This window comes from Ignatzschineria indica (genome assembly GCF_003121925.1).
Lineage (GTDB): Bacteria > Pseudomonadota > Gammaproteobacteria > Cardiobacteriales > Wohlfahrtiimonadaceae > Ignatzschineria > Ignatzschineria indica.
The window spans coordinates 1-15,345 of the sequence record NZ_QEWR01000010.1 but is presented as its reverse complement, the minus strand read 5'-3'; the positions used below and the strand labels follow the sequence as shown (position 1 = coordinate 15,345).

The 15,345-nt window shown below is 41.1% G+C and carries 11 protein-coding genes and 2 rRNA genes; 1 reads left to right on the top strand and 12 read right to left on the bottom strand.

Going from position 1 to position 15,345, the window contains the following annotated elements; all coding sequences use genetic code 11:
- The 11 genes from DC082_RS10515 to rlmD form a co-directional block, all read right to left on the bottom strand.
- Positions 1-85 (bottom strand): 16S ribosomal RNA (locus DC082_RS10515); the annotation flags it as partial.
- Between the two features lie 743 nt (positions 86-828).
- Positions 829-1,641: a bifunctional hydroxymethylpyrimidine kinase/phosphomethylpyrimidine kinase gene (gene thiD, locus DC082_RS10510; RefSeq protein ID WP_109236927.1), complete on the bottom strand. Its 813-nt coding sequence runs from the start codon at positions 1,639-1,641 to the stop codon at positions 829-831.
- 267 nt (positions 1,642-1,908) lie between these two features.
- Positions 1,909-3,309, bottom strand: a complete 1,401-nt coding sequence (locus tag DC082_RS10505) for a Do family serine endopeptidase (RefSeq protein ID WP_109236926.1) — start codon at positions 3,307-3,309, stop codon at positions 1,909-1,911.
- A 289-nt stretch (positions 3,310-3,598) separates the two neighbouring features.
- The gene (gene hemW, locus DC082_RS10500) at positions 3,599-4,726 is read right to left on the bottom strand and encodes a radical SAM family heme chaperone HemW (protein ID WP_109236925.1); all 1,128 of its coding nucleotides are present in this window, start codon (positions 4,724-4,726) and stop codon (positions 3,599-3,601) included.
- Between the two features lie 370 nt (positions 4,727-5,096).
- A complete protein-coding gene (gene oppF, locus DC082_RS10495; protein WP_109236924.1) occupies positions 5,097-6,089 on the bottom strand; it encodes a murein tripeptide/oligopeptide ABC transporter ATP binding protein OppF in 993 nt (330 codons plus the stop codon).
- Entirely contained in the window at positions 6,086-7,060 is a 975-nt protein-coding gene (gene oppD / locus DC082_RS10490; RefSeq protein ID WP_109236923.1) for an oligopeptide ABC transporter ATP-binding protein OppD, read from the bottom strand. The genes oppF and oppD overlap by 4 nt, the downstream gene beginning before the upstream one ends.
- 9 nt (positions 7,061-7,069) lie before the next feature.
- Positions 7,070-7,993 (bottom strand): oligopeptide ABC transporter permease OppC, encoded by a 924-nt coding sequence (oppC, locus tag DC082_RS10485; RefSeq protein ID WP_109236922.1) that lies wholly within the window; start codon positions 7,991-7,993, stop codon positions 7,070-7,072.
- Between the two features lie 12 nt (positions 7,994-8,005).
- The gene (gene oppB / locus DC082_RS10480) at positions 8,006-8,926 is read right to left on the bottom strand and encodes an oligopeptide ABC transporter permease OppB (protein ID WP_109236921.1); all 921 of its coding nucleotides are present in this window, start codon (positions 8,924-8,926) and stop codon (positions 8,006-8,008) included.
- 208 nt (positions 8,927-9,134) lie between these two features.
- Positions 9,135-11,096 (bottom strand): DNA topoisomerase IV subunit B, encoded by a 1,962-nt coding sequence (gene parE / locus DC082_RS10475; protein ID WP_109236920.1) that lies wholly within the window; start codon positions 11,094-11,096, stop codon positions 9,135-9,137.
- 632 nt (positions 11,097-11,728) lie between these two features.
- Positions 11,729-12,628, bottom strand: a complete 900-nt coding sequence (rdgC, locus tag DC082_RS10470) for a recombination-associated protein RdgC (protein ID WP_109236919.1) — start codon at positions 12,626-12,628, stop codon at positions 11,729-11,731.
- 124 nt (positions 12,629-12,752) lie between these two features.
- On the bottom strand, positions 12,753-14,123 hold the full coding sequence (gene rlmD / locus DC082_RS10465; protein ID WP_229821729.1) for a 23S rRNA (uracil(1939)-C(5))-methyltransferase RlmD: 1,371 nt from the start codon (positions 14,121-14,123) through the stop codon (positions 12,753-12,755).
- 220 nt (positions 14,124-14,343) lie between these two features.
- Between rlmD and DC082_RS10460 the strand changes: the two genes are divergently transcribed.
- On the top strand, positions 14,344-14,640 hold the full coding sequence (locus DC082_RS10460) for a YkgJ family cysteine cluster protein (protein ID WP_109236917.1): 297 nt from the start codon (positions 14,344-14,346) through the stop codon (positions 14,638-14,640).
- Positions 14,641-15,178: 538 nt separating this feature from the next.
- On the opposite strand, the gene rrf is transcribed toward DC082_RS10460, so the two are convergent.
- Positions 15,179-15,293, bottom strand: a 5S ribosomal RNA gene (gene rrf / locus DC082_RS10455).
- Positions 15,294-15,345 lie beyond the last annotated feature (52 nt).

Below are 15,345 nucleotides of genomic sequence, written 5' to 3'. Positions count from 1 at the left end.
AACTCTCCTCGTGCTGCCGTTCGACTTGCATGTGTTAAGCATACCGCCAGCGTTCAATCTGAGCCAGGATCAAACTCTTCAGTTTAATCTCTATAATGTTTAAATCTTTCGATCTAACCATGTAACTTACGTTACTGCTCAATTACTGCTTCTATTTCCATTATAAAAAAATAGATGCTGGAATTGTTTGGTTAGACTTCTATTCTTTTGCTCTCGCAAACAAATACAAGCCCCCATACAAACTTACTTAAGATTAATTTGTTAAAGAACTTTAGGGTTAAAGTGAATCAAACTTGAATCTCTTACCACCCTAAGCAGACGAACTATATTACAGAAGTGATTCGCTCGTGTCAACTTTATTTTTGACCTCTTTTTAAGCACTGATTCAATTTAAAGACTACTAAAAACTGAACTTAAACTTTAAAGAGAGAAGCAAAGAAACTACTAGAGAACTGGGCTTCTACCGAATCATCTTCAACGTTGCCGTCTGAATGAGTGGTGTATCTTACCCCTTTCATTTTTATTTGCAACTCTTTTTGATTCTTTTTTTGAAAAACTCTACCTAAAATGTGATTCTCACACTCTAAAAGTAGATCAACTCATTGAATTATATAAGGTAAATAGAAGCAGATAAGAATGAATTAAAATAGATAGAAGATATCTAATTTCTCTCACTTGAAAAAAATAATCGACAACTATTAGGGATTATTCCTATAAAAAACTTAAAAAATAGACTTAAAAAGCAGTATAGGCAAGTCCATTAAACTTGCCTATCTCATAATAGAATCATTTTTACAGTAACAGCTCTAGGATCTTCTAAGAGAGAAGCTACTCCTCTATTGCCTTAAAACTCTCTTCAAAGTTGAGTGTTCCTACATAACTATTAAGCGCAAAGTGCCTCTTAATACCTGCACGAATCGCCTCTTTAGCAAGTACTGTTGCTTCTCTCTTTGAATATCCTTTGCAAAGATTTGCGGCAACATGTGCAGCAAAAGTGCATCCGAGTCCATGAGTGTGATGTGTATCGATAAAGGCGCCCTCGATTAAGAGTGTCTCTTCCCCATCATAATAGAGATCTCCGGATGTTTTCGGCTCCATAAGACTTCCCACATTAGTAATAGCAACAGCCTTACAACCAAGCTCCATGATTTTTTTCGCAGCAATAAGAGCTTCCTCATAAGTTGTGATCTTACTCACTCCTGCTAATTGGGCTGCTTCAAAAAGATTAGGCGTTACAACAGTTGCAAAAGAGACAAGTTCTTCACGAATTGCTTTCGCATGTTCAGGAAAGAGCGGGGCATCTCCCTTACACACCATTACAGGATCTACTACTATCGGAATATTACCTTTTAAAGTTTGAAGCTTTTGTGAAACTAAAGAGATAATTTCAGGTGTTGGTAGCATTCCTAACTTAATAGCATCAACACCGACTCCATCAATTGCCGTATTGAGTTGCGCTTCAATTGTCTTTATCTCAATAGGAAAAACACCATGTGACCAATTCGCCTTGGGATCCATCGTTACAATAACGGTTAACACACAAAATCCGTAGAGATTATGTTTTGCAAATGTTCTTAAGTCTGCTTGTATCCCGGCTCCTCCACTAGAGTCAGATCCAGCGATTGTTAAAATCTTTTTCATCTCTTTATCCTTAATTTTAATTTTTATAACTCATCATCTCTTATGACAAATTCTCATGACAACTCATGACAAGTTTTAATGATCTCTGCTCTTTAATTATAGCAATATCCCTTCTTGACGACAGAAAAAGTATTGAATTTAATTATAAAAAAGGAGCCTAGATCTCACTAAACTCCTTTAAAAAATAATCATCACTCCTCATTTAGCGTTTACTAAGAATCATCAGATGATGAAGATTGGATGATTAAGATTGAATGATTCAAATTCCTACTTCTTCTCTTTTTTAACCGCCACAAAGTAAGGGGTTCCTTGACGATTAATTAGAACTCTTAAGACTTGATCCTTCTCAGTTGCTTTTAGCGCCTCATCAAAACTCTTAACATCAGAAACCTCTAATCCATTAATTTGTGTAATGACATCTCCTGGCATTAATCCAGCATTCTTAGCAATTCCCTTTGCAACTGCAGTAATCACAACACCTTTAACAGGGGCATTCTGTTTACTCTCTTCAACGGTAATGCCTAAAACATTTTTAGAAGCACTTTGACTGCCGGCAATTTTTCGCCCTTCATCATCTAATGCTTCAATCGTAACCTCAATGGTCTCGCGCTTTCCATCCCGGAGAACTTCAACTTCAACCACTTCATCCGCCTTGATACGGCTAACTAAAATAGGAAGCTGACTTGAAGAGATCACCTCTTGATCACCAAATTTTAAGATAATATCGCCTACTTTTAACTTCGATTTATCTGCAGGACTTTCAGGAACGATGCTTGCAATCAAAGCCCCTTGCGGCTTATCAAGATCAAATGTTTCTGCAAGTGTCGCGGTAACCTCTTGGATTTGTACCCCTAACCAACCACGTGAGACTTTACCATCTTCACGAATCTGCTGAACAATATGCATCGCTAGATCGATCGGAATTGCAAAGCTTACGCCGGCATAACTTCCCGTGCTTGTATAGATCTGTGAATTAATTCCAATAACCTCTCCCTTTGTATTGAAGAGCGGACCTCCTGAGTTTCCAGGATTAATCGCTGCATCTGTCTGTATAAAAGGGGTGAAATTATCGTTAGGAAGATTACGTCCTAATGAACTAATAATTCCTTGAGTTGCGGTATAGTCGAGACCAAATGGAGAACCAACCGCCATAACCCATTGCCCTACTTTGAGATCTTCAACATTGGCAATTTTAACAACGGGAAGTTCATCTGCATCGATCTTTAAAACTGCGACATCTGTCTTTTCATCAAGCCCTACTAATTCAGCAGCAAGCTCACGACGATCTGCTAAATGAACCTTAATCTTATCCGCATCAGAGACCACATGTGCATTGGTGATCACATAGCCTGCTTCATCAATGATAAAACCTGAACCTGCGCCACGAACGATGCGTTCTTGCTCTTTTTGAGGTCTATCGCCAAAGAAGAAACTAAATGGATCCATATCACCAAATGGGGAGGGTCCGCCAAACGAGAACCCCTCAAAAGGGGACCATCCTGTAATGGTTTCTGTCCCTTCCGTTGTGATACTGACTACAGCGGCTTTATTCTTTTCAAACAGTTCGCTCCAATCCGGTAATTGTGCTAGCGCTTGTTGGACAATCAACATTGTGATTGCCACAAAAAAGAGTCCAGCTTGCTGTAAATAGCGTTTTCCTAACTTCATTGAATGCTCCTTGTTATCCATTTTTCGGAAACTATCTTAGTTTTTCAATATAAGGGCTTGTGATGAAAATTCAAGCATCTATCCTAAAAAGATAGTCTATCTAACGCATCATTTTGTCTCTTTTGGCTACGCTTTATCCACTTCTCTCTCTTTTACCTCAGGTAATATTCACCTCTTACAGAACACACAAATGATCCTGTGTATCTCCACTAAATGAATAACACCATAGGTAACATTATCACCATCATTCCCCCCACTCTTAACAATAGAGGTTGATAATCAAAATCGATCAAAGCAGCTGTTCTAACATCTTATTTACAAAAAGAAGTCCTTTTTCTGTCGGTGCAATAATCTCTAAAGAGGGTTCTAATAACCCCTCTCTTCTATACTCCTCTAAAAAACTTGCGATTTCACTCTCCGGTAGAAAGGTTCGCTCTTGCCAATATGAGATTGGTACCCCTGATTTGAGCCGTAGTATATTGAGGAAGAACTCAAAAGGAAGATCCGTTTGGGCAATTTCATGCCGAGTTAAACGATCACTGGCACTCTTTTCAAGATAAGTTCGAGGATGCTTTTCAATCTGTGTTCGATAGATCTTCTCCTCCCCCATCATAGTGATCTTGCCATGTGCGCCGGCACCGATACCGATATAATCTCCAAACTCCCAATAGTTTCGATTATGTTGACTCTGACGCCCCGGTTGAGCAAAAGCAGAGACCTCATAATGTTGATATCCTTTCTCTGCGAGATAGCGGTAGCTTACAAGTTGCATCTCCTCAATAATCTCCTCTTTTGGCAAGGGAGGATTATAACGGTGAAAGTAAGTATTAGGCTCTAAAGTCAATTGATAGTGCGAGATATGTTCTGGCTCTAAAGCAAGGATACCTTGAAGATCTTCCAATGCTTCTTCTAAACTCTGCTCCGGCAGTGCAAACATCAGATCACAATTGATATTGGTAAATCCTGCTTGACGCGCAATTTCAAATGCTTTTATCGCTTCATCACTAGAATGGATTCTGCCTATCTTCTCTAAAAGTCGATCATTAAGACTCTGAACGCCGATAGAGAGTCGATTGATACCAATTTCCCGATATTGCTGAAAATATTGGGCATCCACTGTGCCCGGATTTGCCTCCATTGTAATCTCGATATTAGGATCAAAATTAAGGAGCGTTCGCAGCTCTGTAAAAAATTGATCTAAAAGCTTCGGAGGAATAAGACTCGGCGTTCCACCACCAATAAAGATGGAGTGAATTCTTCTCCCCCAAACAGAGGGTAGAATCTCTAAAAGATCTGCCGTCAAAGTCTGCATATAGGGTTCATAGAGCGCACTATTATTTTGGTGTGAATTAAAATCACAATAGGGACATTTCTGAATGCACCAGGGAAAGTGGATATAGAGCGATAATGGAATCATTGTGATAACTCTCTCTTCAATTATATATTACAAGGGCACGACAAGGATACGGTCAATCAATTCATTACAAATGGATGTTATTGATTATTGATTGTTGATTGTTGATTGTTGATTATTGGTGATTGGTGATTGGTGATTGGTGATTGGTTAAACTCATTTTCCCGCTACTTTATCATCAATCTATCCGCTTTACGGAGTTTATCGTCACAATACAGCTCGCAATATAGGTCACGATACAGATCACAATACATATTATCCCATTCCTTTTTGGCACCAAACGCTCTCCTTTAACAAAAAAAAGAGATACCGTTACCCGTATCTCTTCTCTTTTATCTTCAACGCTACTCAATTTTATCAGCTGTTTTAAACACTACTCTGTTAAGAGACAAGCTGAAAGATGTGTTAATCCCTTCAAGCCCGGTTTAACCTCTGAACATTGTGCTACCACCTCTTTACAACGCGTTCTAAAGACACAACCTGATGGCGGATTAATAGGGGATGGGAGATCCCCTTCAAGCAGATCTAAAGTCTTCCCCTTCTCTTTTGAAGGATCTGGAAGCGGCACGGCTTGCATCAAGGCCTTAGTATAAGGATGCTTCGTATCATTGTAGACCTCAAGCTTTGTCCCTAACTCAACCACATTGCCAAGATACATCACCAAAACACGATCTGAGATATGTTTTACCACGGCTAAATCATGGGCAATAAAGACGAGAGAGAGCCCCATCTCTTTCTGTAATGATTTCAGAAGATTGATCACTTGCGCCTGAATCGAAACATCGAGTGCTGATACAGGCTCATCACAGATAATGATTTTAGGCTCTAAAATCAGCGCTCGTGCAATCCCAATACGTTGACATTGCCCGCCAGAGAATTCATGAGGATAACGATTGATAACATTAGGCAGAAGTCCAACACGCGCCATGATCGCCTCAACACGATCCTTAACCTCACTACTTGAGAGCTTAGGAAAATGCGTTTTTAAAGGCTCAGCAATAATATCGCCAATCGTCATACGTGGATTGAGTGATGCCAATGGATCTTGAAAGATCATCTGAATATCCTTACGAATCGCTTGCATCTCACGCTTTGTTGCTTTACCAAGATCTTGCCCTAAATAGGAGACCGATCCACCGGTAATCGGGGCTAAGCCAATAATTGCTCGTGCTAATGTGGATTTACCACAACCGGACTCACCCACAACACCTAACGTCTCCCCCTCGTAGAGTTTAAAACTGACACCATCGACCGCTTTTAGCGCTAAAGGCTTCTCCCAAAAGTATTGACTCTTTTCACGAATCGGAAAATGAACCTTCAATTGCTCGACTTCTAAGATTACTTTTTCTCTATTTTGTTCACTCATGCTAACAACTCCTTTGCATCTCTAAAGCAAGCACGCAGACGCTCATTCCCAAAAGGTTCTAAGCGAGGTGCTTCAGAACAGCGACTATCTCGCCATTCACAGCGAGGTGTAAAGGGGCATCCTTTAGGGAGTTGCAGAAGGTTGGGGGGATTCCCCGGAATGGTATGGAGTAGCTCAGAATCATGCTCTAAGGTAGGAATCGCCTCGAGCAATCCTAATGTATAAGGATGGCTTGGTTGATAGAAGATATCTTCAACACCACCATACTCCATTGTTCGCCCAGCATACATCACCAATACTTTATCGCATGTACCGGCAACAACACCAAGATCGTGGGTAATCATAATAATTGTTGTTCCAAACTCAGCTTTTAACTCATTAAGCAATGCCATAATTTGTGCTTGAACGGTCACATCAAGAGCCGTTGTTGGCTCATCGGCAATCAATAACTTAGGTTGGCAAAGTAGTGCCATTGCAATCATCACACGCTGACGCATTCCTCCCGAAAACTCATGAGGATGCATCTTCATTCTCTTTCTTGCTTCCGGCATCTTTACAGCATCGAGCATCTTCACCGAAGCCTCAAAAGCATCCCGCTTACTCATTCCCTTGTGGAGCATTAAAACTTCCATCAGCTGTGCACCAACAGTCATATAGGGATTAAGAGAGGTCATAGGATCTTGAAAGATCATGGCAATCTCTTCTGCACGAAGACGATTCAACTCATGTTCTTTAAGATTGAGAATCTCGCGTCCCTCAAAGAGGGCCGATCCGGTTACCCGACCATTTTTGGCTAATAATCCCATTAAGGAGAAAGCGGTCTGTGATTTACCAGATCCTGACTCTCCAACGATTCCCAAAGTCTCTCCCTTTTTGAGTGAGAAATTGAGCGAGTTGACGGCGGTCACTTCCCCATCATATGTATCAAAGACAACACTTAAGTCTTTTACATCTAATAATAATTCACTCATTGTGCTCTCCTAGCGATCTTTTGGATCGAGCGCATCACGAAGCCCATCCCCAATAAAGTTAAAACAAAAGAGTGTCACTATTAAAAATAGTGCCGGGAAGATTAAGAGCCAAGGAGCAACTTCCATTGAGTTTGCACCATCTGCTAATAATGATCCCCAACTACTCATCGGCTCTTGCACTCCCAATCCTAAGAAGCTTAAGAACGATTCAAAGAGAATCATACTTGGGACTAAGAGAGAGGCATAGACCACAACAACCCCTAAAACATTCGGAACAATGTGTCGAAAGATAATCAGTGCCGTTGAAACACCTGAAACCTTTGCCGCTTCAATAAATTCACGATTTTTAAGACTCAATGTCTGCCCACGGACAATCCTTGCCATATCAAGCCATGAAACCATTCCGATCGCCAAAAAGATCAAAAAGAGATTTTGTCCAAAAAAGGTGACTAAAAGAATCACAAAGAACATAAAGGGGAAAGAGTTTAAGATCTCTAAAATACGCATCATCAATGAATCGACACGCCCACCGACATAACCTGAGAGTGAACCATAAAAAGTTCCCATCAAGACAGCTACTAATGCAGCAGAGATCCCTACCAATAGGGAGATTCTTCCTCCAACAGCGATACGAACAAAGATATCACGGCCATTGGAGTCCGTTCCAAGATAGTGTCCTGACTCAAAATCAGGGGGACTTGTCATCATTCCCCAATCGGTATGATCATAACTGTACTCTGAAACCAAAGGAGCAAAAATCACAAATAGAGCGATACATGCTAATACCAATAGACTTGTCATCGCTGCACGATTGCGCATAAAACGACGACGCGCATCTTGCCAAAGGCTTCGCCCTGCAACATTAAGATTTTCATTTAAATTTTCGGAGAACTCTGCGACGGCTTCTCTCTTCTGTTTCGATACTACATCCATCAGATTCTCCTTTTAGTAACGTATTTTCGGGTCGATGACTGCATAGAGAATATCGACAATCATATTAAATAGAATCGTTAAACTCCCCACAAGAATGGTCACACTCAGAACTGTTGAGTAATCGCGATTGAGTGCCCCATCAACAAAGAGTGTTCCAATACCAGGAAGACCAAAGATCTTCTCAATAACGAGTGAGCCGGTAATAATCCCCACAAAAGCAGGACCTAAATAGGAGAGTACAGGAAGAAGTGCCGGACGTAAGGCATGTTTAATAACAATGGTCCGCATCGGCAATCCTTTCGATTTTGCCGTGCGAATAAAGTTAGAGTTGAGTACCTCTATCATCGAACTCCGCATAATCCGTGCGATACTTGCAATATAAGCGAGCGAAAGAGCAATCATCGGGAGAAGCATATATTGGAACTTGCCGCCATACCAGCCACCTGCCGGTAACCAATGAAGCGTAATTGCAAAGAGGAGGACTAAAAGTGGTGCCACCACAAAACTCGGCACAACAACACCGGTCATTGCAAAACTCATCACAAGATAATCCCAAAAACTATTTTGCTTCAATGCCGCAATCGTTCCCGCTAATGTTCCTAAAATCACTGCTAAAACAAATGCCGCCATCCCAAGTTTCGCTGATGTAGGAAAGTGAGTTGTGATCAATTCATTCACCGTATAATCACGGTAACGGAAAGAAGGACCTAAATCTCCTCGCAATAGCTGTTTGAGATAATCGAAATATTGCTCATATAGCGGAGCGTTTAAATTATATTTTGCTTCTATATTTGCCAATACCTCAGGAGGTAACATTCGATCACCAGTAAATGGGCTTCCCGGCGCCAATCTCATCATAAAAAATGAGATTGTAATCAACACAAGCAGTGTTGGAATGGCCTCCAATACACGCCTTAATATAAATCGTATCATGCTCTATCCTTTATTTTGCTATGGTTAATAGCTTATTGTCAGTCTCTATTTTTGATCCCCAATGGTATTAGGAGTCTCCTCTCTACAGCAGTGTGAGCTGTAGATCATGTTGTAGATTTTTTGTCGATATTTTTGTCGATATCGTTTCTGTAGATTATTACGTTAGCAGATAGGAACGATTATAGAAATAAGCACAATCAATTGAGCCTTAAAGCTCCGGTTCAAAGTGCTTACTCTCAATCCACTCTTTACGCTCTTGACGCTGATTGCGCGCAAGCAATTTATCAAAGACCGCAATAGGATCTTCAAGAAGTGCTTCCCCATCAAGCGTATCGACACTCTCTGGCGCTATCACCTCTGTTTCTAAGCTCTCTGTAAATTCATCTGATATCACTAACTGAACTAATCTACGTGTATCAGGGCTCATCGTTGTCTCTCGCAACTGAATAGGGTTCATCTCACCTAATCCTTTAAAGCGAGTCACTGATTTCTGCCCTCGACTCTTCTCATGTTGTTTTAAGATTGCTTCTTTCTCCTCCTCATCTAGCGCATAAAAAACCTCTTTACCCACATCGATTCGATAAAGTGGTGGTAAAGCAACAAATAGATGCCCCGCCGCGACCAATTTTGGAAAGTGCTTTAAAAAGAGTGCACAGATCAATGTCGCAATATGGAGTCCATCAGAATCTGCATCCGCTAAAATACAGATCTTCCCATAACGTAGCTCATCGAGATTCTCATTATTGGGATCGACCCCAATCGCTACTGAGATATCGTGAATTTCATTAGAGGCTAAAATCTCATTCGTCGGAACCTCCCAAGTATTAAGAATTTTCCCTCTCAATGCCATCACTGCTTGTGTATCTCGATCTCGAGCCTGTTTTGCAGAACCGCCGGCAGAATCCCCCTCAACTAAGAAGAGCTCTGTCTCATTGACATCGGTACTGACGCAATCGGCTAACTTCCCGGGCAACTTAGGTCCTTGAGAAACTCGTTTACGGACTACCGTCTTTGCACTCTTAAGGCGAGCTTGTGCCGTTGTAATAACCAGTTCTGCAATCTCTTCTCCATCTTCAACATGATTATTGAGCCAGAGGGTGAAAAAGTCCTTAATCGCACCATTAAGTAGTGTTGCAATACTTCTTGAACTTAGACGTTCTTTAGTCTGCCCTGAGAATTGAGGTTCCTGCATCTTGACGGATAGTAGGAAATTGAGATGAGAGAAGAGATCTTCCGGCGTGATACGAACCCCTCTTGGAAGAAGATTACGTTGTTCGCAAAAATCCCGAAGTGCTTCTGTTAATCCCGACTTCATGCCATTAACATGAGTTCCCCCTAAAGGTGTGGGAATTAAGTTCACATAGCTTTCTGCCATAATTGGCGCACCCACTTCACTCCAAGCAAAGCCCCAAATCGCCTCTTCCGACTCTCCGCTATACTCGCCAAAAATAATCTCTTTAGGCAGATGATCTACCTCTTTTAGCATATCGTATAGATACTCTTCTACCCCAGATTCATAGCACCAAACGGTAACTTCTTCCTCTTTATGCGTCTGATCAACTAAAGTGATCTTCAATCCTGCACAAAGAATCGCCTTTGCTTTTAAGAGATCTGAGAGCGCTTTTTTTGCAATCTTAGGAGAATCAAAATATTTCTCATCAGGTTTAAAGCGAATCTCCGTACCGGTCTCGCTCTTTGCACACTTGCCAATCTCTTCTAACTCGCTCGCCTTATAACCATCTTGGAAAGTGATGCGATAAATTTTACCATCTCGGTGAACTGTCACTTCTAGCTGCTCTGAGAGCGCATTGACCACAGAGACACCAACACCATGCAAACCACCTGAATATTGGTAATTATCATTATTAAATTTTCCGCCGGCGTGGAGCGTAGCTAAGATAAGTTCCACACCACTAACACCATGGTCGGGATGGATATCGATCGGCATTCCTCGACCATCATCTTTTACACCAAGAGATCCATCGTGATAGAGAGTGACGGTAATCGCGGTTGCATGACCTGCAAGCGCTTCATCTACCGAGTTGTCGATAACTTCTTGAAGAATATGGTTCGGGCGGCTGGTATCTGTATACATGCCGGGGCGCTTACGAACAGGATCTAGCCCAGATAGAACTTCTATAGAACGAGATGTATATTGTTTGTTACTCATAAGTTGCAAAACTCTCTCATCGACAATAATCAATAATTACTAATAAAAATAGAGCTTTTATAAGAATAAGGCTCTTACAATAAAGCTCTGACAATCATTTAACTTTTAAGCTTCTACTGCCTACTTTCACGAATGACTCTATCAGCAGTAAAACTTTAGACCTTGAGATCTTTAATTGAGATCTTTAATTTAAATTTAAAAATAACACCTCTAAAACATGGACTCTAAAAGATAACCCTTTAAAAACTAAAATTCTAGATTTTATCGCTTCTGAGTTTTAACTTAAAAGTCATAATGCCTTTAATTGAGACAAGTTGAGACCAATTGCGATCAATCAAAATGATTCAATTTAGTAATCATCTAAATAATTATTTAAGTTGCCCTCTAAACAGCTTATTCAGATTGTTCAGTCTGATCATTTATTAACCCTAAAAGCCATTAGAGAAACAACAGAAAAACATTATATTACTTTAAATAGAGAATCATGCCTTAAAAGAGTGATTATTTATGGTGGTTTTTGATAAAAATCATTCAAATTACCCCCTTATTCTCCATTTTTATACTAGCTGCCATCATTACAGCAGAGAGAATTCTCTCCTTCTTGATGGCTGCTTCTATAAACTTTATCTCCGCTATTTAGAAGCATCACTTTGATAACAGAGGTTGTAGAGATCTGTCACAAGATTTCGAACAGTATCCACTAAAAGATAACCATTCGATTGAGCAACGGCATTTTGATCATCACTCAACTCTAATCGCTCTTGAAACTGATCAAGATAACGGACTCGCTTAATAATGAAATCTTCTCCAAGTGAGAATGTCACAAGCTCCTCATAGGCAAGCCCCACCTTTGTGACACTCCAACCTTCTGAAATATTGAGCTCAATCTCTTTTGAGTCGAGAGGAATCCCACGATAACGGGCGACACCTCCCTCCTCTTTATTAAGCTCTTTGAGTTCTACTTCATCGAGAAATTGAAAACGATGATCCGTTAAACCATTTTGAACCCAATCGGTCATCAGTAGTGCCATCTCTACTTGAGGAGCATATCCGACTACCGGCAAAGACCCTAAAGTTTGACGCAGAACTGCCGTCACTAATGAGGCCTTTTTTTCAGAAGTGGCATCGATCACTAACCAATTTTTCTCCAGATCGATATACGCCATAATTGAGCTCTGCTCCGGATAGATATTCCGGACAAATTCATTGGTAATGATCTCTTCTAGCTCTTTCTGCTTAACGCGATCATGAAGATCAATATTATGTTCTCGCGCGCGCTTCTCGACTGCCGTTTGAATTGCCCGACGAGGCAGCTTTTTTACCTCCATACCAAGACGAATAAAGTGAGCATTATGAATTGTTTCGACTAAATTTTCTCCTTGAGAGAATGCCGGCAACCAACCATAAACTTCTAACTCATCATCACCACAATCTCGTAATGGATGTTCACTGAGTAACGCCTCAAGCTCAGCTGTCTCTAAGGTCAATGGCTCATCAAATTGATAGATGAGAATATTCTTAAATGGCCGCATGATGAGAACTCCTTAAAATTGTTATAAAGCATCAACAATCAATGCTTACAATCAATACATATCATTAAATTAAAAAAGGGGAAATTTCCCCATCAGATCAAGTCAAATCAAGTCTAATAGTCAACTACTGAGCGACTTCCTCATCCTTTCTAACAAGCAGTGCCATCGATTCAACGTGAGCAGTATGCGGGAACATATCCATCACACCCGCTGAGACAAGTTCATAAGGGTATTCTTTTGTTAGAAGCGCTAGATCACGCGCTAATGTTGCCGGATGACAGGAGACATAGAGAATTTTTTGGGGTGCTAATTTTCCAAGATATGGCATCATCTCTAATGCACCTGATCGTGGTGGATCAATCAAGATAGCATCATACTTTTCATTCATCCAAGGCGCATCATGTTGATCTTGCGTTAAATCAGCACAATGGAACTCTACATTCTCAATACTATTATATTGCGCATTCCGTCCTGCCCAATCTGTTAAGCTCTTATCTCCTTCAACACCAATGACAGATCCTGCCGCGGTTGCTAAGGCTAATGTAAAATTGCCTAAACCACAGAAGAGGTCGAGAACCTTCTCATCCCCTTTAAGATCGAGCAGTGATAATGCCTGTTTAACCATCTTATTATTCATCGCCGGATTGACCTGCGTAAAATGGTAAGGCTTAAAGTAGAGTGTCAATTGATCCAGAAGTCGATAATAGAGCGCTTGATCTGAAGCTCCTTTCTCCGTTAATGCTGTCGTTGTCGACTCATTCCCGGGTTGCAGATAGATAATAAGATCATGCTCCGCTTCAAAGGCTTTTAAAATCTCTAAATCCTCTTCCGTTGGCGCTTCAAGCACCCGAAAACTTAACGCATGGGTATCATCCCCAACAGCTACTTCAATTTGTGGTAGCTTTGCGGCAATAGAGAGCTTCCCTATCATCTCTGATAGCGGCGTAATCAATTGGTCGATCTTCTCTTCCAAAATGGGGCAGCGATGCATATCGACAATAAATGGAGTTAAGCGCTCACGAAATCCTACAAGAACTCGCTCTTTTGCCGGAACATTCTTCACTCCTAACCGCGCTTTATAACGATAATTACGAGATGAACCTCGAAGATTTGGAAGATGCTCATAATCGGTCAAACCCGCTTGTCTTGCTAGATTTGATCGTAACTGCTCTGCTTTAAAGTCAATCTGACGCTCTGCATCAAGATGCTGTAGACGGCAACCACCGCAAACACCATAGGCATCACAAAAAGGCTCTACACGATCAGGAGAACTCACTAAAACCTCTGTTGCTTGGGCTTCATCATACTCCTTCTTCACCTTTGTATATTGTGCTACAACCTTTTCTCCAGGTAGCGCGCCATCTACAAAGACAACTTTCTCCTCAACCTTGGCAACACCACGACCATCATGTGCTAAATCATGAATATCTACTGTAATAGGCTCAACAGGAACTCTATTACGTCGACCTCTTCCTCGTCTATGTCCTCTACTCACAACTACCTCATTTTTACTTAAATTTTTGCAATATAGAAGTTTATCACATTCATCTACAAAGAAGAAAAGAGAAGTATCCTTTAGACCGACTTCTTCTATCATGATTGATTTACCTCTCTTTAATGAGAGTGCGTATAATAGGAATAATTAAGTATCTCAATGGCAGCTCAATATCATTTCGATAAAATGGCATTAACTGATAATAAAAGTGAAGAACTCAATGAATAAAGAACATTATTTTCCCTGTACAAGTTGTGGCGCCTGTTGCCGCTATCTCCATTTGGCGACTGAATTGCAACATTTAGATCGCGGAGATGGTGTTTGCAAACATTTAACGAAAGAGAATCGCTGCGAAATCTACGAGACACGTCCTGAAATCTGTAATATTGAATATCAATACCATAAAAACTATAGTCATATCCCCTGGGATGCATTTGTTGCAGAAAATCTCCAAATCTGCGAATTATTACAGCTCGATCAAAAAACGAAAGCTAGCGAAAAAGCGGACAGAGAGTGATAAGTTGCCGGTCCTCACTATCGCATTTTTCCAAAAACAGCGTGCCGACAAGAGGCATCGAAGATGCCGACCGGCGGGCATACAGTTGTGATAAGAGTGAGATAGTCGGCTCCCGCACTCCACGTATCTTCTTAAGAATCATAAAAATGATGAGTTGAGGCAACAAAGGCTGATGAGTTGCCAGTCCTCACTATCACGTTCTTACAAAAACTGCATGCCGGCAAAAGGCATCAAAGATGCCGACCGGCGGGCATACAGTTGTGATAAGAGTGAGATAGTCGGCTCCCGCCACTCAATAAATCCTCTTATAAGTTCAAACCCTAGAACAAACAGGGGCTGATGAGCTGCCGGTCCTCACTATCACGTTCTTCCAAAAACTGCGTGCCGGCAAGGGGCATCGAAGATGTCCAAACTGCGGGCATGCATTGGTTAAAAGAATGAAGTAGTTGGCTCCCGCAACTCCAGGAGCTTTCTTAAGAATAAAAAATCCAGACAAAGAAAAAGCTCCTAGCTAATTAGCTAGGAGCTCTTAATGAAGCCCTGGGGTTGACCTACTCTCACATGGGATCTCCCACACTACCATCGGCGCTGCTACGTTTCACTTCTGAGTTCGGGATGGGATCAGGTGGTTCCATAGCGCTATTTTCCCCAGGAAAACTGGCTTGTGCTTGAAGTGCGGATGCATCTCTGCATTTTATCTTGCAC